General features: G+C 63.2%; 14 protein-coding genes, 2 tRNA genes and 1 pseudogene. 12 read left to right on the forward strand and 5 right to left on the reverse strand.

Going from position 1 to position 17,296, the window contains the following annotated elements; all coding sequences use genetic code 11:
* Positions 1–292 (forward strand): annotated as a pseudogene (locus JNK99_RS08265) (hypothetical protein); the annotation flags it as partial.
* A 66-nt stretch (positions 293–358) separates the two neighbouring features.
* On the opposite strand, the gene JNK99_RS08270 reads toward JNK99_RS08265, so the two are convergent.
* On the reverse strand, positions 359–1,033 hold the full coding sequence (locus JNK99_RS08270) for a Crp/Fnr family transcriptional regulator (protein ID WP_291851254.1): 675 nt from the start codon (positions 1,031–1,033) through the stop codon (positions 359–361).
* 235 nt (positions 1,034–1,268) lie between these two features.
* Between JNK99_RS08270 and JNK99_RS08275 the strand changes: the two genes are divergently transcribed.
* The 9 genes from JNK99_RS08275 (at position 1,269) to JNK99_RS08315 (ending at position 10,286) form a co-directional block, all read left to right on the forward strand.
* On the forward strand, positions 1,269–3,227 hold the full coding sequence (locus JNK99_RS08275) for an AMP-binding protein (protein ID WP_291851257.1): 1,959 nt from the start codon (positions 1,269–1,271) through the stop codon (positions 3,225–3,227).
* Complete coding sequence (locus JNK99_RS08280) at positions 3,227–4,009, forward strand: ABC transporter ATP-binding protein (protein WP_291851260.1); 783 nt, start codon at positions 3,227–3,229, stop codon at positions 4,007–4,009. Before JNK99_RS08275 ends, JNK99_RS08280 begins: the two co-directional genes overlap by 1 nt.
* A 12-nt stretch (positions 4,010–4,021) precedes the next feature.
* On the forward strand, positions 4,022–4,951 hold the full coding sequence (locus JNK99_RS08285; RefSeq protein ID WP_291851262.1) for a branched-chain amino acid ABC transporter permease: 930 nt from the start codon (positions 4,022–4,024) through the stop codon (positions 4,949–4,951).
* Positions 4,952–4,966: 15 nt separating this feature from the next.
* Entirely contained in the window at positions 4,967–6,043 is a 1,077-nt protein-coding gene (locus JNK99_RS08290) for a branched-chain amino acid ABC transporter permease (RefSeq protein ID WP_291851265.1), read from the forward strand.
* Positions 6,044–6,124: 81 nt separating this feature from the next.
* Positions 6,125–7,462: an ABC transporter substrate-binding protein gene (locus JNK99_RS08295; RefSeq protein ID WP_291851268.1), complete on the forward strand. Its 1,338-nt coding sequence runs from the start codon at positions 6,125–6,127 to the stop codon at positions 7,460–7,462.
* Between the two features lie 88 nt (positions 7,463–7,550).
* Positions 7,551–8,363 (forward strand): ABC transporter ATP-binding protein, encoded by an 813-nt coding sequence (locus JNK99_RS08300; RefSeq protein ID WP_291851271.1) that lies wholly within the window; start codon positions 7,551–7,553, stop codon positions 8,361–8,363.
* A gap of 65 nt (positions 8,364–8,428) precedes the next feature.
* Positions 8,429–8,641 carry a hypothetical protein gene (locus JNK99_RS08305; RefSeq protein WP_291851274.1) on the forward strand — a complete coding sequence of 71 codons (213 nt, stop codon included), beginning with the start codon at positions 8,429–8,431 and terminating at the stop codon, positions 8,639–8,641.
* Positions 8,638–9,123: a hypothetical protein gene (locus JNK99_RS08310; RefSeq protein WP_291851277.1), complete on the forward strand. Its 486-nt coding sequence runs from the start codon at positions 8,638–8,640 to the stop codon at positions 9,121–9,123. Before JNK99_RS08305 ends, JNK99_RS08310 begins: the two co-directional genes overlap by 4 nt.
* Positions 9,120–10,286 (forward strand): CaiB/BaiF CoA-transferase family protein, encoded by a 1,167-nt coding sequence (locus JNK99_RS08315; RefSeq protein WP_291851281.1) that lies wholly within the window; start codon positions 9,120–9,122, stop codon positions 10,284–10,286. Before JNK99_RS08310 ends, JNK99_RS08315 begins: the two co-directional genes overlap by 4 nt.
* 40 nt (positions 10,287–10,326) lie before the next feature.
* On the opposite strand, the gene JNK99_RS08320 is transcribed toward JNK99_RS08315, so the two are convergent.
* From JNK99_RS08320 to JNK99_RS08335, 4 genes are all read right to left on the reverse strand, one after another.
* Complete coding sequence (locus JNK99_RS08320) at positions 10,327–10,776, reverse strand: PhaM family polyhydroxyalkanoate granule multifunctional regulatory protein (RefSeq protein ID WP_291851284.1); 450 nt, start codon at positions 10,774–10,776, stop codon at positions 10,327–10,329.
* A gap of 54 nt (positions 10,777–10,830) precedes the next feature.
* Positions 10,831–11,682, reverse strand: coding sequence for a class I SAM-dependent methyltransferase (locus JNK99_RS08325; RefSeq protein ID WP_291851287.1), 852 nt, complete (start codon positions 11,680–11,682; stop codon positions 10,831–10,833).
* A 44-nt stretch (positions 11,683–11,726) separates the two neighbouring features.
* Positions 11,727–15,278, reverse strand: a complete 3,552-nt coding sequence (locus JNK99_RS08330) for an indolepyruvate ferredoxin oxidoreductase family protein (protein WP_291851290.1) — start codon at positions 15,276–15,278, stop codon at positions 11,727–11,729.
* Positions 15,279–15,436: 158 nt separating this feature from the next.
* Positions 15,437–16,843 (reverse strand): FAD-linked oxidase C-terminal domain-containing protein, encoded by a 1,407-nt coding sequence (locus tag JNK99_RS08335; RefSeq protein ID WP_291851293.1) that lies wholly within the window; start codon positions 16,841–16,843, stop codon positions 15,437–15,439.
* Between the two features lie 181 nt (positions 16,844–17,024).
* Between JNK99_RS08335 and JNK99_RS08340 the strand changes: the two genes are divergently transcribed.
* Positions 17,025–17,109, forward strand: a tRNA-Tyr gene (locus tag JNK99_RS08340).
* 51 nt (positions 17,110–17,160) lie between these two features.
* Positions 17,161–17,234, forward strand: a tRNA-Gly gene (locus JNK99_RS08345).
* Positions 17,235–17,296: the final 62 nt, after the last annotated feature.

Raw genomic sequence — 17,296 nt, forward strand, 5'->3', positions numbered from 1 at the left:
GTTGGTCGGAGCGTCGTATTTCGACAACTCCTTCAGCCAGTCGTCGGAGTTCGTTTTCGGCGGTCTGCTGTGGCGACCGTTCGACTCGGTCCAGGAGGCTTACGTCAAGCTCGCCGCCGGCGTGGTGCATGGCTACAAGGGCGAGTACCAGGACAAGATCCCGTTCAACAGCTCCGGCTATGCGCCGGCGATCATCCCGGCGGTCGGCTACTGTTACCACCGCGTGTGCAGCGAGCTGGTCCTCTTCGGCGGGGCCGGGCTGATGCTGACGCTGGGTGTGACGCTGCCCTGACGGCAGGATGGGGCCGTCCGCTCCGGGTCTGTCCGACGAGTTGACCCAGGGAGCGTGATGGCGTCCTTACTCGCCGAAACGGCGCAGACCGTCCAGATCGAGGATGGTCAGGGTGCCGTAATCGGCCCGCAGCAGCCCTGCCTGTTCCAGCTTGTGCAGCGCCTGGTTTACGCGTTGGCGCGAGATGCCGGCGAGCAGGCCTATTTCCTCCTGGGAGATGTGCAGTTGCAGGCTGCTGCCGGGGTAGAGCAGGGGATTGAACATCGACGCCAGGCAGCGCGCGAGGCGGGCATCGGTATCCAGCAGGCGCTCGTTCTCCATCAGTCCGATAAACTGGCCAAGGCGCTCGTTGAGCTGGACCAGCAGGAAGCGGTTGAACGGGATGCTGTGGTCCAGCAGGTGCAGGAAGCGGTTGCGCTGCATGTATGCGATGCGCGATTCGCGCAGGGCGACCACGTCGTAACGACGCGGCTCGTCCTTCATCAGTGAGCCTTCACCGAACCAGCCGCCGCTTGACAGGCCAACGAAGCTGGTGGTCTTGCCGCTGCTCCAGTTGCTGGCCATCTTGACCAGCCCGTCCACCACCCCCAGCCAGTGCTCGACCGGCTCTCCCTTCATGCAGACGTATGCGCCGGCGGGGACGGTACGCACGACGGTGTCCCGCCTGACCTGCGCGAGTTCGCCGGCCGATAGCTGCCGGGCCCAGCAGGTGGCTTGCAGCATGTCGTCGAGTGATTCCATGCCTCTTGCGATCCTCCAGGAACGGGGAATTGTCTCCTGGACGACAATTATAGGGGGTGCCATCGCCTAGACTACGTTCGATGCCCCCGCCGAGGTCGTCGTCAAAGCGCAGCGCATGGATCATGCGGCGTTGCACAATGACTGGCTGTGAAAAAGGACTAGAATCGGCTACCACGTATAAACGACAAGGGCTTGCCGCCGGGTTGCCGGCGGTCAATGCACCGGAGGAGACGAGATGCCGGAATTGGCTTCCGCGCGGGCGCTGGATACCTTTCCGCGCCTGCTGATCGAGCATGCGCAGCTGCGTGGCGGCCAGCCGGCGATGCGCGAGAAGGACCTGGGCATCTGGCAGTGCTGGACCTGGCACGATGTCGCCAAAGAGGTTCGCGCTCTCGCCTGTGGTCTTTCCGAAATGGGTTTCCGGCGTGGCGACAATCTGGCGATCGTCAGTGAGAACCGCCCGCGCATGTACATGATGATGACCGCCGTGCAGTGTCTCGGCGGAGTGCCGGTGCCCCTTTATCAGGACGCCGTCGCGAACGAGATGCTCTTCGTGCTGCTCGATGCAGAAGTGCGCTTCATGTTCGTCGAGGATCAGGAGCAGGTCGACAAGGTGCTCGAGATCCACGATCAGTTGCCGCAGCTCGAACACCTGCTCTACGACGATCCGCGCGGCATGCGCCACTATACCCAGCCATTCATCCACGACATTCGCGAGTTGATGGCGATGGGTCGGATCCACAATCGCAACCATCCGGACCTGTTGAACAGCGAGATTGCCGGCGGCTCGCCCGATGACATCAGCGTCATGCTCTACACTTCGGGCACCACCGGCAAGCCGAAGGGTGTTTGCCTGACGCATCACGCATTCATCAGCGCGGCGCGGGGCGGCGCCGAGGTCGATCGGCTGCGTGCCGACGACAACATCCTCTCGTATCTGCCGATGGCCTGGGTTGGCGACCACCTGTTTTCCTTCGCGCAGGCGATGGTGACCGGCTTCACGATCAACTGTCCGGAATCCGCCGAGACGGTGATGAATGACCTGCGCGAGATCGGCCCGACCTGTTACTTCGCGCCGCCACGGGTGTTCGAGAATCTGTTGACGCAGGTGATGATCCGCATGGAAGACGCCAGCCTCGTCAAGCAGAGGCTGTTCCACTTCTTCATGGCGGTGGCCCGGCGCAGTGGCGCGGAGATTCTCGATCGCCAGCCGGTCCCGCTGGTCGATCGTCTGCTCTACGCACTGGGCGACCTGCTGGTGTATGGTCCGTTGAAAAACGTTCTCGGGATGAGCCGCATTCGGGTGGCCTACACCGCTGGTGCGGCGATCGGCCCGGCGCTCTTCCGTTTCTATCGCTCGATCGGCATCAACCTCAAACAGTTCTATGGCCAGACCGAGACTTGCGCCTACGTCTGTCTGCAACCCGACGGGCAGATCAAGTTCGACAGTGTTGGCAAGCCGGCACCCGGCGTGGAAGTGAAGATCGCCGATAACGGCGAGATTCTGGTCAAGGGGCCGATGCTGCTCAAGGAGTATTACAAGCGTCCCGAGGCAACGGCGGAAGCCATCAATGCCGAGGGTTACTTCATGACCGGCGATGCCGGATTGTTCGACGACGATGGGCACCTGAAGATCATCGATCGCGCCAAGGATGTCGGCAAGCTGGCGAACGGCGCGATGTATGCCCCCAACTACATCGAGAACAAGCTCAAGTTCTTCCCGTACATCAAGGAAGCGGTGGTCTTCGGCGACCGGCGGGAGATGGTCTGCGCCTTCATCAACATCGACATCGGTGCGGTCGGCAACTGGGCCGAGCGGCGTGGCCTGGCCTATTCGGGCTATACCGATCTGGCGGCGAAGCCGGAGGTCTATGGGCTGGTTCAGGAGTGTATCGAACAGGTGAACGGCGAACTGCTCGGCGAGGGGGCTCTGGCCGACTCGCAGATTCACCGTTTCCTGATCCTGCACAAGGAACTCGATCCCGATGACGACGAATTGACCCGTACGCGCAAGGTGCGTCGCAACTTCGTCGCCGAGAAATATGCGGTGCTGATCGAGGCACTCTACGCCGGCAGGAACAGCCAGTACATCGAAACGGCAGTCAAGTTCGAGGATGGTCGGCAGGGCAAGGTGGCGGCCGATCTGCTCATCCGCGATCCGAAGACCTTCGCCGTGGGCAGGAGGGCTGCCTGATGAACCGGCAGTTCGGTGAGGCCATACTCGACCTGAAAAACGTTTCCCTTGTCTTTGGTGGCGTCAAGGCGCTGACCGACATTTCCTTCGATGTGCGCGAACACGAGATCCGCGCGATCATCGGCCCGAACGGCGCGGGCAAGAGCTCGATGCTCAATGTGATCAACGGCGTCTATCGACCACAGCAGGGCGAGATCATCCTGCGTGGCCGGCATTTCGCCAGGATGAATCCCTACAAGGCGGCCAAGGCCGGCATTTCGCGCACCTTTCAGAACATCGCGCTGTTCAAGGGCATGAGCGTCATCGACAACATCATGACCGGGCGCAACCTGAAGATCGGCACCAATCTGCTGCTGCAGGCGATCTGGTGGGGGCCGGCACGGCGCGAGGAACTGGCGCACCGGGCCAAGGTCGAGGAGGTGATCGACTTCCTCGAGATTCAGCACATCCGCAAGACACCGGTTGGTCGCCTGCCCTACGGTCTGCAGAAGCGCGTCGATCTCGGACGTGCGCTGGCGATGGAGCCGAGCATTCTGCTGCTTGACGAGCCGATGGCCGGGATGAATGTCGAGGAGAAGCAGGACATGTGCCGTTTCATCCTCGATGTGAACGATCAGTTCGGTACGACCATCGTTCTGATCGAACACGACATGGGGGTGGTGATGGACATCTCCGACCGGGTGGTGGTGCTCGACTACGGCAGGAAGATCGGCGACGGTACTCCGGACGAGGTGCGCGCCGATCCGGAAGTCATCAGCGCCTATCTTGGTGCCAGCCACTGAGGAGACAAGCAGATGGGCTTCTTTCTCGAGACCTTGATCGGTGGCCTGATGGCCGGCATGCTGTATTCCCTGGTCGCGCTCGGCTTCGTGCTGATCTTCAAGGCCTCCGGGGTGTTCAACTTTGCGCAGGGGGCGATGGTGCTGTTTGCGGCGTTGGCGATGGCGCGCTTCTCCGCCTGGATTCCCGAGTGGCTGGGCATCGACAGTCGTTTTCTGGCGAATACCGTCGCCTTTCTGGTCAGCGCGGCGCTGATGTTCGTTGTCGCCTGGCTGATCGAACGATTGGTTCTGCGTTACCTGGTCAATCAGGAGGGGGCGACGTTGCTGATGGCGACGCTGGGCATTGCCTACGTGCTCGAAGGAGTCGGTACGAGCATCTTCGGCAGCGACATCTACAAGATCGACGTCGGCATGCCCAAGGATCCGGTGATGATTCTCGAGGGGACCTTCGAGGGCGGGTTGCTGATCAACAAGGAAGACCTCGTGGCGGCGCTGGTCGCCGCCATCCTGGTCGGCCTGCTGGCGTTGTTCTTTCAGAAGACGACGACCGGTCGCGCCCTGCGCGCGGTGGCGGACGACCACCAGGCCGCCCAGTCGATCGGCATTCCGCTCAATCGAATCTGGGTGATCGTCTGGTGCGTGGCCGGCGTTGTCGCACTCGTTGCGGGCGTGATCTGGGGTTCCAAGCTGGGTGTGCAGTTTTCCCTGGTGACGGTGGCGCTGCGTGGTTTGCCGGTGGTCATTCTCGGTGGGCTGACCTCGATTCCCGGTGCGATCATCGGCGGGCTGATCATCGGTGTCGGCGAGAAGCTGTCGGAAGTCTACCTCGGCCCGATGATCGGCGGCGGCATCGAAATCTGGTTTGCCTACCAACTGGCTCTGCTCTTTCTGCTGTTCAGGCCACAAGGGCTGTTCGGCGAGAAGATCATCGACCGCGTCTAATCGGGGAGCAGCCACGTGCTATACAGAGAAAACGGTCAGTTCAAGACTTCCTATGCTGCCGACCAGCAAATCTTTCCGATTGCGCAGGACCGCTGGGCGATTCTCGCCATCGTCGCCTTCGCCTTCGTCGGGGTTCCGCTGCTGGTCGATGAATACCTCTTCCGTGCCATCCTGATTCCCTTCCTGATCCTCGCGCTGGCCGCCCTGGGGGTCAATATCCTGGTCGGTTTCTGCGGCCAGATCACGCTCGGCGCTGGCGCCTTCATGGCGGTGGGGGCGTACGCCGCCTACAATTTTCACATCCGCATCGAGGACCTGCCGCTGCTGATGTCCCTGCTGCTCGGCGGCCTGACCTCGGCCGTGGTCGGCATCTTTTTCGGCATTCCCAGCCTGCGTGTACGCGGACTCTATCTGGCAGTCGCCACGCTCGCAGCGCAGTTTTTCACCGACTGGGTTTTTCTGCGTGTGCCCTGGTTCACCGACAATGCTGCTTCCGGCTCGGTTTCGGTCTCCAACCTCCGGATCATGGGCTGGCAGATTGACACCCCAGTGAGCAAGTATCTGTTCTGTCTCGCATTCCTGACCATCTTCGCGCTGTTGGCAAAGAACATGACGCGCTGTGCCATCGGCCGGCAGTGGATGGCGATCCGCGACATGGACGTTGCTGCGGAGGTGATCGGCATCCGGCCGCTCTTCGCCAAGCTCTCCGCCTTCGCCGTCAGTTCCTTCTTCGTTGGTACAGCCGGCGCCCTGTGGGGTTTCATCCATCTGGCTTCATGGGAGCCGGCCGCCTTCTCGGTCGATCGCTCCTTCCAGTTGTTGTTCATGGTGATCATCGGCGGCCTGGGCTCGATCATGGGCAGCTTTTTCGGCGCGGCATTCATCGTCATCCTGCCGATTGCCCTGAACCAGTTCCTGCCGGCCCTGGGCGGACTGTTCGGGGTCAGCATCTCGACGGCCGGTGTCTCGCACGCCGAGTTGATCACGTTTGGTGCGTTGATCATCTTCTTCCTGATCAAGGAGCCGCACGGCATCGCGCGGCTATGGTCCACCGGCAAGGAGAAACTGCGGCTCTGGCCATTTCCGCATTGAGCGAGGATTCCTGTTGCATTGCCATTCCGTGGCGTTTTCTGCTGCACGCATCACCTGTCACGACAACTAGAGGAGACATCCATGAAGCTGCACAAATTGTTGCTGACGGCGTTGTTTGGTGCCGTCGCCCTGTCCTTGCCATTGACGGCGCCGCCCGCCCTGGCCCAAGCCAAGGAGCAGTTCTTTCCGGTCCTGGTCTACCGCACCGGTGCCTATGCAACCAATGGCAGCCAGTGGGCCAATGGCTATGTGGACTATCTCAAGCTGGTCAATGCCAAAGGCGGCATCAACGGCGTAAAGATCAGCTTCGAGGAGTGTGAGACGGCGTACGCGACCGACCGTGGCGTCGAGTGCTACGAGCGCCTGAAAGGCAAGAATGGCGGTGGGACAGTCTTCCAGCCCTTGTCCACCGGTATCACCTTCGCTCTCACCGAAAAAGCCCCGGTTGACAAGATCCCCCTGATCACCGCCGGTTACGGGCGCAGCGAATCACAGAACGGTGCGATATTCACCTGGAACTTTCCCCTGCTCGGCACCTACTGGGTCGGCGCCGATGTCGCCATCCAGCACATTGCCAAGAAGGAAGGCGGGGTGGTCAAACTGAAAGGGAAGAAGATCGCCCTTGTCTATCATGACAGCCCCTATGGCAAGGAGCCCATCCCGATCCTGCAGGAACTGGGCAAGACCTATGGTTTCGACGTACAGTTGCTGCCGGTGGCGCATCCAGGAGTCGAACAGAAGGCGACCTGGTTGCAGATTCGTCAGCAGAAACCCGACTACGTCCTGCTCTGGGGATGGGGCGTGATGAACTCGACCGCGCTGCGCGAAGCACAGGCCACCGGTTATCCACGTGACCGGATGATGGGCATCTGGTGGGCGGGTGCCGAACCCGACGTCAAGGACGTGGCAGAAGGCGCCAAGGGCTACAGCGCCCTGACGCTGCAGCACGGTGCCGAACCTAATTCCAAGGTGGTCAAGGACGTGCTCGAACTGGTCTATGCCAAGGGTCAGGGTACCGGACCGAAAGACGAGGTCGGACAGGTGCTGTACATGCGTGGCCTGTTGTCGGCGATGCTCGGTGTTGAAGGCGTCCGCAAGGCGCAGGAGCGTTATGGCAAGGGCAAGGTGATGACCGGCGAGCAGGTGCGCTGGGGTCTCGAGAATCTCAATCTGGATCAGAAAACACTCGACGCCATGGGTTTTGCCGGGGTGATGCGTCCGGTGCAGACCTCCTGCCTCGACCACATGGGATCGTCGTGGGTGCGTGTGCATACCTGGAACGGCAGCAAGTGGGAGTTCACTTCCGACTGGTATCAGGCCGATGAGAAGGTCATTCGCCCGATCGTGATGCTGGCCTCGAGCAAGTATGCCGACGAGAAGAAAATCAAGGCGCGGACACCCGAGGAGTGCAAGAAGTAGGTTCCGGCGGACTCGCCGCCCTGCGAGTCCATGGTCAGCCCTCCCGCCCCGCGGGAGGGGGCGGCGGCACGATGAGCGAAGAGACGTCATGAGCACTGCCAACATCCTTCTCCGTGTCAACAGTATCGAGGTGATCTACAATCACGTGATCCTCGTCCTCAAGGGGGTTTCCTTCAGCGTTCCGGAGGGCGGCATCGTTGCCCTGCTGGGAGGCAATGGCGCCGGCAAGACGACGACGCTGCGTGCCGTGAGCAACCTCTTGCGTGGTGAGCGCGGCGAGGTCACCAAAGGAACGATCGACCTGCGCGATGAACGGATCGAGGCATTGACCCCGGCGGAACTGGTCAGGCGCGGCGTCATCCAGGTGATGGAAGGGCGGCACTGTTTTGCGCATCTGAGCATCGAGGAAAACCTGCTGACGGGTGCCTACTCGCGCCGCGACGGGAGGGTGGCGATTGCCGAGACGCTGGACAAGGTGTATGCCTATTTCCCGCGCCTGAAGACGCGGCGCAGCAGTCAGGCCGCCTATACCTCGGGCGGTGAGCAGCAGATGTGCGCCATCGGGCGGGCATTGATGGCCAATCCGCGCATGGTGTTGCTCGACGAGCCGTCGATGGGGCTGGCACCGCAGATCGTTGACGAGGTTTTCCGGATCGTCAAGGATCTGAACCAGAAGGAAGGCGTCACCTTCCTTCTCGCCGAGCAGAATACCAACATGGCCCTGCGCTATGCTGATTTTGGCTACATCCTGGAGAATGGCCGGGTGGTGATGGAAGGCACGGCCAGCGAGCTGGCGGCCAACGAAGATGTCAAGGAGTTCTACCTCGGCCTGTCTTCGGGTGGCCACAAGAGCTTCCGGGATGTCAAGCATTATCGCCGACGCAAGCGCTGGCTGTCTTGAACCGGCGGCACCGACTCTCCTCTTCCTGCCACCACGAAATGATGGATTACCATGATTCCCTGGCGATGCGTCGGCCCGTTTCCTGCATGCCACCGGTTTCCGGGCCGGTGATCGGGGCCCTGCACTGTGCGGCGGCTGATTCGTGTGCTGCACTGGCGGCGGCGGTCGTCGGTAGCCTGCGGCAGCCCACCAAGTTGCGTGGCGACGTGGTCTCCTGCGCCGCCCATGCGCTGCCGAACAACGGCAAGGTGATCGATAACCGGCGCAGGTCCGAGTGAGAGGCGTTTTCCTGACTTTCGTACTGTGGGGCGCGTCGGCGTTCGCCGGTGCGACGCCGATCGTCCGGCCTGGTGGCTCCGGCCCGCAACCCGGCGACTGCGTGATGTTTCGCGAAGGCGGCTCCGGCTGGTTGCTCAAGGCGCCGACCTACTGGCTGCGCGGTTCGATTGCCAGCCTCTCGCACGAGCGACGGATGGCTGGTCTTTGTCCGGCAATCGACAAGCCGCTCGCCGCCTATTCGCGCGCCGATCATGCGCGGTTGGCGGCGGCGCTGCCATGCGTCAGCCGCGCAACGGATGCCGGGGAGATCGATGTACTGCGGGTGCGCGTGCTGGTCGAGGCATGGGAGACGCCGTGGTCATACCAGAACGGCATCGTCGGTTGGCTCTTTCGCGGTCAGTTTCTCGACCAGGCGCTGTACAAGGGAGTGGTGATCGACATGGATGCAAGCTGGCTGGAATCCTGCGAGGCCGAAGGGTGAGCGGTGGACCTTTGGTCGGGGTGCGTGTGCTCGATCTGACCCGCCTGTTGCCCGGTCCGGTGGCCACCCTGCACCTGGCGGACCTGGGCGCCGATGTCATCAAGATCGAGGATCACGCGGCCGGCGATTATGCGCGCATTCTCGGCCATGGCCCGGACGGAGTCAGCGTCTTCTATCGCAGCGTCAATCGCAACAAGCGCGGCCTGCGCCTCGATCTCAAGCCGTCGCAAGGTCGTGAGGCCTTCCTGCGCCTCGTCCGTACGGCTGATATCGTTGTCGAAAGCTTTCGGCCAGGAGTTGCCGACAAGCTCGGCATCGGCTATCAGGCGCTGCGCACGCTCAATCCGAAAATCGTTTACTGCGCGATCACCGGTTATGGCCAGACCGGGCCACTGGCGCTGGCGGCCGGTCACGACCTCAACTACATTGGGTACTCTGGCGTACTTGATCAGATTGGGGTGGCTGCTGGCCAGCCGGCGATTCCGAATCTGCAGATCGGCGACCTGCTGGGGGGGGCGCTGACCGCAGTCATGGGCATGCTTGCCGCCTTGTTCGATGCGCAACGCAGCGGACAGGGACGCCTGGTCGATGTAGCGATGAGCGAGGCGGTGCTGGCGCACAATCTCTTCCCTTTTTTTGCACTGCAGAGCGAAGGGGTCGTGCCGCAACGTGGTGCCGATCTGCTGAGTGGTGGTGACGCGGGCTATGGCGTCTATGCGACGGCAGATCGGCGTTACATGGCTGTCGCGCCGCTCGAGAAGAAGTTCTGGAATGTCTTCTGTGACGCCCTGGGGCACCCCGAGTGGAAAGGACGTCACGCGGCGCGCGGCGCCGCGGCAGCCACGCTGCGCCGCGAACTGGAGGAAGTGTTCGCCAGCCGCGAGCAGGCCGTCTGGTGCAGTTTCTTTGCCGACATCGACTGCTGTGTGACACCCGTGCTGAACGTTGCCGAGGCCATCCGGCACCCGCATTTTCAGGCGCGGGGCATGGTGGTGCAAGCCGATGCGGTGAGCCAGTACGCGCCGCCCCTGAAACTCTCGGGCTGGGTTTTTGCTGTCGAACGTGACGCACCGGCGGCCGGCGAGCATGGCGTGGAGATTCTGCTTGAGGCCGGCTTCAGCACAGCCGAGGTGCTCGGTCTGCAGCAAGCATCGATCATCTGAAACGAGCGGCGCGGGGACGGTTGCCGCACCGCTCGCTCGCCTATGGTTTGGCGGCGTCCTCCGGCGGCTGGTGCGCCTGCATGGCGGCAGCGGCAGCCTTCTGCATCTGTTCCTGCATTTGCTGCAGCAGGGTCAGAGGCCATAGCGCAGCCTGTCTGAGCGCTTCATTGCCGGTGCCGCCGGCCGGCACACCGCCGGTGCCCGCACTTTCCTCGGTGCCTGCGGTGGTGCCGTAACTGCTGGCCATCTGGCCCATGGCGCGCACCGCATTGAGCGTCACGCATTGCATCTCGAGACCCTGAATGGTCATCTGCAGCATCGAAAGGTTCATCTTCAGCCAGTTTTCCACCGCCTTGAGATCCCTGATCTTCTTTTCGATGTCTTCGATGTTGAGGCTGGGGGTGACCATGCCCGGCAGGGAAACGCCCATGCCGCCCCACATCTTCCTGGCAAAGCTCAGCGGATCGGGGAGGGAATTGGAATCAGACATTTTTTGCTACTCCGGTGGTGGTGGTGTGGGCCATCTTAACAAAGATAAGCGTGTTCAGGCGCGGCGAGTTACCTCAGCGGATGCTGCACGAGCGGGCTGCCCGTTGCCTATTTGGTAGCAGTAGAGTCGGGTCTGTCGGCTGTCGCCGACCTCGACCTCGCAGCTTGGCGGGACTCCAGGCACCGGGAAACTGTTGCTGATGAACAGGCTGCCGGATGGCATTTCCGAGACCAGCTTGTTCCACAGTGCGGTCATGGGGGGGGGAGAGAGAAATGCGTAGACGACATTGTGGCCGGTCAGGTCGGTTTTCCAGAGGTCGCCCCAGCGCCAGTCGCAATTCGTCAGGGCGGCCGTCCGCAGACGGCCGATCAGCCACGTCGCCGGTGCATTCTCGACGCCGGTGAAGTGTCCGTCAGGGCGTGCTCTGGCCAGAGGGTAGAGCACGTTGCCGAGACCGGCGCCAAGATCGAGGAAACGCAGGTCACGCCGCTCGGCGGTGAGTGCGGCGAGGGCGTCGGCGGTCGGCCGGTTCGAGAGATAGAGGGGGATCTGACCACCCAGCGCGCCGCGATAGACGAGCAGCAGTCCGATGAACAGGAGGAGAAACCAGCCGGGGTCGATGGCCAGCCGGGAAACGCCCCAGGCCAGCGGCGCGAAGCTGGTGTGGATGAGCCGCCACCACCAGGCCTGGCGCGTCAGGCTGGCGAGCAGCGCGGCCACGGCAGCAATGGCGAAAGCCGTTGCCGGCCAGGGGAGCTCTTCGCCGCGGATGCCGTAGTAGGGCCAGGCGAGCGAGAGAACGGCGAGTCCCGCGGCGAACTGCAGCGCCAGCTGCCTGAGCTGCGGCGCAAGCATCGTGGATGGCGGCCCGACCGGATCGGGTGCTGGGGAAAACGAAGAAGACAAGCGGCTGCTCCTCGGGGCTGAGCCGCGCATTGTATGGCCTGCGCTCACGCAGCGCTGGCCTGGTCAAGGGCGGGCGCCTGCAGCCTGGCACGCAGTGCCTCTCGCCTCGGACGCACGCGGGCCACCGCAGCCATCTTGACATGGCCGAAACCCCGGATCTGTTCGGGTAGCCCGGCCAGCTCGATGGCGGTCGCCAGGCTGGCTGCGTCGAGCCGGGCGAGGATCAGCTCAAGGTCCGCCTCGTAGTCAGCCAGCAGTTGCCGTTCCATGAGTCTTTCCTCACTGTGCGCGAAGGGATCGAACAGTGTGCCGCGCAAGAGTTTCAACCAGCTCAGCACACGCATGCAGTGCATCATCCAGGGACCAAAGCTGCGTTTGCGGATTCGTCCGGTGAGCGGATCGGGTCGGGCGAGCAGCGGTGGCGCGAGATGAAAGCGCAGCCTGAAGTCGCCCTCGAACTCATCTGTCAGTTGCTGGCGGAAGGCGGGGTCGACGTAAAGCCGCGCCACCTCGTACTCGTCCTTCACGGCCAGCAGCTTGTAGTAGCCGTGGGCAACCGCTTTGCTCAGGGCTGACGAGTGCAGCGGGGCTTCGGCGGCCCGCATGCGCTCGACCAGACTGCGGTAGCGCTGCGCATAGGGCGCGTCCCGGTAGGCGGTCAGGGCGGTGACCCGGCGGCTGATCGTTTCGTCCAGGTCGGCCGAGAGACGGAGTGCCACGGGTGCGCTGGCCGGCATGGCCAGCCAGCCGACGGCTTGCGGATCATGCGCCGTGCGCCGGCCCCAGAGGAAGGCCTGGCGGTTCTCTTCGACCGACGTCGCATTGAGTTCGATCGCCCTGTCGATCGCCGCCAGCGACAGCGGCACCAGTCCTTTCTGCCAGGCGACACCGAGCAGGAACAGGTTGCCGTAAATGCGGTCGCCCATCAGGCGCCGGGACATTTCGGCGGTATCGAGGAAGAGGGCGTTGCCCACCCCGCAGGCCTCCTCGATCTGTGCCTGCATTCCTTGTCGCGGGAACTGCCAGTCGGGATTGCGGGTGAATTCTGCAGTTGGTGTCTCGGTGACGTTGACCACCGCACGCGTCTTTCCGGCCAGCATCTTGGACAGTGCTTCGGCGCCGGCGCTGACCACCAGATCGCCGCCAATTATCGCGTCGGCCTCGCCAGTGGCGATCCGTGCGGCGTGGATATCCTCCGGCCGGTCGGCGATCCGCAGGTGCGAGAAGACCGCCCCGAATTTCTGCGCCAGGCCGGTCATGTCGAGCACCGATACTCCCTTGCCGTCGAGATGGGCGGCCATTCCGAGCAGTGCTCCAAGGGTGACGACTCCCGTGCCGCCAACGCCGGTGATCAGGATGTTGAAGGGGTGCGCGGTAGTGGCCAGGAGGGGTTCGGGCAGGGCGGCGATGGCGTTTTCGCTGGCGCTGATCGCGCGACCGCGGCGCACTCTGCCGCCCTCGACCGTGACGAAGCTGGGGCAGAAGCCGTTCAGGCAGGAAAAGTCTTTGTTGCAGGAAGACTGGTCGATTGCCCGCTTGCGGCCGAATTCGGTTTCCACCGGGCTGACCGACAGGCAGTTGGACTGCACGCCACAGTCGCCACATCCTTCACAGACGGCCTGGTTGATGAATACCCGCCGGGCTGGGTCGTCCAGCTTGCCGCGCTTGCGCCGGCGGCGTTTCTCGGTGGCGCAGGTCTGTTCGTAGATCAGGATCGACACGCCGGGCTGTTCGCGCAGGGTGCGCTGGACAGCTTCGAGCTGGTCGCGATGATGAACCGGCGTATTAGGTGCCAGATCGCGCACCTGCCGGTAGCGCTCGGGTTGGTCGCTGACGATGACGATCTTGCTGATGCCTTCCGCCTCGAGCTGGCGGGTGAGCCGGGCGACGCTCAGCTGACCGTCGACCGGTTGTCCGCCGGTCATCGCCACGGCGTCGTTGTAGAGGATCTTGTAGGTGATCGACACGCCAGCAGCGACCGACTGGCGAATGGCCAGCAGACCGGAGTGAAAGTAGGTACCGTCGCCGAGGTTGGCGAAAATGTGCTTCTCGCTGGTGAATGGCGCCTGGCCCACCCAGGTCACGCCTTCCCCGCCCATGTGGGTGAAGGTCGCGGTATTGCGATCCATCCAGGTCACCATGTAGTGACAGCCGATGCCGGCGACGGCGCGTGAGCCGGCGGGCAGGCGCGTCGAGGTGTTGTGCGGGCAGCCGGAACAGAAGTAGGGTGTGCGCTGGATGGGGATGACCCCGTTGGCCGGTGGCAGGGCGCTCGCGAGGCTCTGTTGCTTGGCTTCGAGCAGCTTCAGGCGGGCCTCGATCGCCGGCGAGGTGAAGAAGCGACCGATGCGCGCGGCCAGCGCGCGGGCAACCTGCGCGACCGACAGCTCGCCGGCGGCCGGCAGCAGCCAGTCGCCGTGGGTCAGATGGCCGCTACTGGTGGGCAGCAGCGACCATTCGCCTTTTTCGTCGAACTTGCCGACGACCCGCGGCCGGACATCCTCGCGCCAGTTGTACAGTTCCTCCTTGAGCTGGTACTCGAGCAACTGGCGTTTTTCCTCGACCACCAGGATTTCTTCCAGGCCTTCGGCGAAGCGGCGCACCCCGTCGGCTTCGAGCGGCCAGACCATGCCGACCTTGTATAGGCGGAGGCCGATCTGTACCGCGAGGGCGTCGTCGATACCGAGTTCGCCCAGCGCCTGGCGAACGTCGAGGTAAGCCTTGCCGGCGGTGATGATTCCCAGGCGGGCCGGGGATGCCGGGTCGACGCTGTCGATCACCACCCGGTTGAGCTGGTTGGCACGACAGTAGGCGAGCGCCGCGTACAGCTTGTGGTTGAGCAGGCGTGCTTCCTGCTGCAATGGCGGATCGGGCCAGCGGATGTTGAGCCCGTGCGGGTCGTTGGCCGGCATTTCGAAATCCTCGGGCAACCGGATGACGGTGGCCAGCGGGTCGATGAGTACCGAGGCCGAGGTCTCGACGGTATCGGCCAGCGCCTTCATCACCACCCAGCAGCCCGAGTAGCGGCTCATCGCCCAGCCGTGCAGTCCATAGTCCAGATACTCCTGGATGTTGGCCGGATAGAGAACCGGCATCATCACCGCCTTGAAGATGTGCTCGGTCTGATGCGGCAATGTGGAGGATTTTGCCGCGTGATCGTCGCCGGCGATCACCAGGACCCCCCCGTTCGGTGCCGTGCCGGCGGCATTGGCGTGGCGGAACACGTCACCGCAGCGGTCTACCCCGGGACCTTTGCCGTACCACATGGCGAACACCCCGTCGTATCTGGCGCCGGGGAAGAGATCGAGCTGCTGGGTGCCCCACACCGCGGTTGCGGCGAGGTCTTCGTTGACCGCCGGCTGGAAGACGATACGCCTGGCTTCGAGATGGGGTTTGGCCTTCCACAGCGCCAGATCGAGGCTACCGAGCGGGCTGCCGCGGTAACCGGCGACAAAGCCGGCAGTGTGCAGTCCGGCGGCCTCGTCGCGCAGGCTTTGCAGCATCGGCAGACGAACCAGGGCCTGCGTGCCACTGAGAAAGACGCGTCCGGATGTTGCGGTATAGCGACTATCCAGCGTGATCGAGAGATCGCCCATTGCTTCACCTCCTTGTCTGACAGCTTGTCACCTGCAACAGTATCGCCTGTCGGGGTGCCGCGGCGCACAGTGCTGCGCACCGCGGCACCGGCCGTCCGTCAGTTGGTCTGACCGCTGGCCGGCAGGCAGGTTGCCTGCCGGTGACTGCATTGCGCCGGTCAGGTGGCGGGCAGAATTTTTCCTGGGTTGAGCAGATTCTCCGGGTCGAGCGCCATCTTGATGGCGCGCATCACCGCCACCGCATTCTCTCCGTGCTCGCGCAGCATGAAGCGGGCCTTGCCGATGCCGATGCCGTGTTCGCCACTGCAGGTTCCCGCCATGGCCAGGGCGCGCTCGACGACGCGCTCGTTGATCCACTCGGCCTCCTGCATGTCTTTCTCGTCGGTCGGGTCGACCAGGATCACCAGATGAAAGTTGCCGTCGCCAACGTGGCCGAACAGGGCGATCGGGATCGTTAGCCGCGCAATGTCCTGCTGCGTGGCATGGATGCACTCGGACAGGCGCGAAATCGACACACAGACGTCGGTCGGAAAAGCGCGGCCGCCCGGTTTGAGGTGCAGACAGGCGAAATAGGCGTTGTGGCGGGCCTGCCACAGGCGCGAGCGGTCTTCGCTGCGGGTTGCCCAGGAGAAATCCTGCCCTCCTCGGCGGCGGGCGATCGCCTGGACCGTTTCGGCCTGTTCCTTGACTGACGCCGGACTGCCATGGAATTCAAAGAAGAGCGTCGGCAGCTCTCTCAATGCCGTGTGGCTGTGACGGTTGACGGCCGTCAGGGTCAGCGCATCGAGCAGCTCGACACGTGCTATGGGTATGCCCATCTGAATGGTCTCGATGACCGTATCCACTGCCCCATCAACGCTGGCGAAGGCGCAAACCGCGGCGGACATCGCCTCGGGAATCGGGTGCAGGCGCAAGGTCAGCTCGGTGATGATGCCGAGCGTTCCTTCGGAACCGACCAGCAGTCGCGTCAGATCGTAGCCGGCGGATGACTTGCGCGCCCGTCCACCGGTTGTGATGACGCGACCATCAGCCAGAATGGCGGTCAGGCCGAGCACGTTGTCGCGCATCGTTCCGTAGCGCACGGCATTGGTTCCCGAGGCGCGGGTGGCCGCCATGCCGCCCAGCGAGGCATCGGCGCCCGGGTCGATCGGGAAGAACAGCCCGCTGCCCTTCAGTGCCTCATTGAGCTGCCGGCGCGTCACCCCGGCCTCGACGGTCGTGTCCAGATCTTCCGAGCGTGTGGCGAAAATACCGTTCATTCCCGCCAGGTTTATGGTGATGCCGCCGCGGGTTGCCAGGACCTGTCCTTCAACCGAGCTGCCGACTCCGTAGGGGATCATCGGGATGCGGTGCCGATGACAGAGGCGTACGACCTCCGCCACTTCTTCGGTACTCTGCGCAAAGACGACCCCGTCGGGAGCTGCCGGCGCATGGATCGATTCATCGCGTCCGTGCAGGGCGCGTACCGACTCGCCCTGTGAGAAACGCGCGCCGAAGCGCTGGCGCAGCGCGGTGGCCACTTCCAGTGGCAAGGGAGGATGCCCGGGGTACTGGACGTTCATCATGGCGAAGCCTCGGCTGCTGTTGGGCGGCAGAGTAGGAGATCAGCCGATTCTACGCCGGCAGGCCGGAAAAAACGCACAAGGACTGCACCGGCAAGCCCTTCTGCTCTAGAATTATTATCCTCTTATCGAAAAATCATTTGACAATCCGTCGCTTGGGCGTCAGAATCACGGGTTCTTGGCTGGAGGGATACCCAAGTGGCCAACGGGATCAGACTGTAAATCTGACGGCTCCGCCTTCGAAGGTTCGAATCCTTCTCCCTCCACCACAAGTGCCGCTGTTGGTGACGTCGTTCGATCGTTCTCCGGGTAATAATTTTGCGGGTGTAGCTCAATGGTAGAGCTGAAGCCTTCCAAGCTTATGACGAGGGTTCGATTCCCTTCACCCGCTCCAGGTTGCGGCCGCAGAATTGCTTCAGGCTCCTAGATCGATGCCCATGTAGCTCAGCGGTAGAG

The organism is Accumulibacter sp. (assembly GCF_016789985.1).
In the GTDB taxonomy this organism is placed as follows: domain Bacteria; phylum Pseudomonadota; class Gammaproteobacteria; order Burkholderiales; family Rhodocyclaceae; genus Accumulibacter.

Coding starts and splice junctions, on each gene's coding strand:
- JNK99_RS08330 (WP_291851290.1), bottom strand. CDS start 15,278: ATGGGCGATCTCTCGATCACGCTGGATAGTCGCTATACCGCAACATCC.
- JNK99_RS08320 (WP_291851284.1), bottom strand. CDS start 10,776: ATGTCTGATTCCAATTCCCTCCCCGATCCGCTGAGCTTTGCCAGGAAG.
- JNK99_RS08270 (WP_291851254.1), bottom strand. CDS start 1,033: ATGGAATCACTCGACGACATGCTGCAAGCCACCTGCTGGGCCCGGCAG.
- JNK99_RS08305 (WP_291851274.1), top strand. CDS start 8,429: ATGCGTCGGCCCGTTTCCTGCATGCCACCGGTTTCCGGGCCGGTGATC.
- JNK99_RS08295 (WP_291851268.1), top strand. CDS start 6,125: ATGAAGCTGCACAAATTGTTGCTGACGGCGTTGTTTGGTGCCGTCGCC.
- JNK99_RS08275 (WP_291851257.1), top strand. CDS start 1,269: ATGCCGGAATTGGCTTCCGCGCGGGCGCTGGATACCTTTCCGCGCCTG.
- JNK99_RS08335 (WP_291851293.1), bottom strand. CDS start 16,843: ATGATGAACGTCCAGTACCCCGGGCATCCTCCCTTGCCACTGGAAGTG.
- JNK99_RS08285 (WP_291851262.1), top strand. CDS start 4,022: ATGGGCTTCTTTCTCGAGACCTTGATCGGTGGCCTGATGGCCGGCATG.
- JNK99_RS08280 (WP_291851260.1), top strand. CDS start 3,227: ATGAACCGGCAGTTCGGTGAGGCCATACTCGACCTGAAAAACGTTTCC.
- JNK99_RS08300 (WP_291851271.1), top strand. CDS start 7,551: ATGAGCACTGCCAACATCCTTCTCCGTGTCAACAGTATCGAGGTGATC.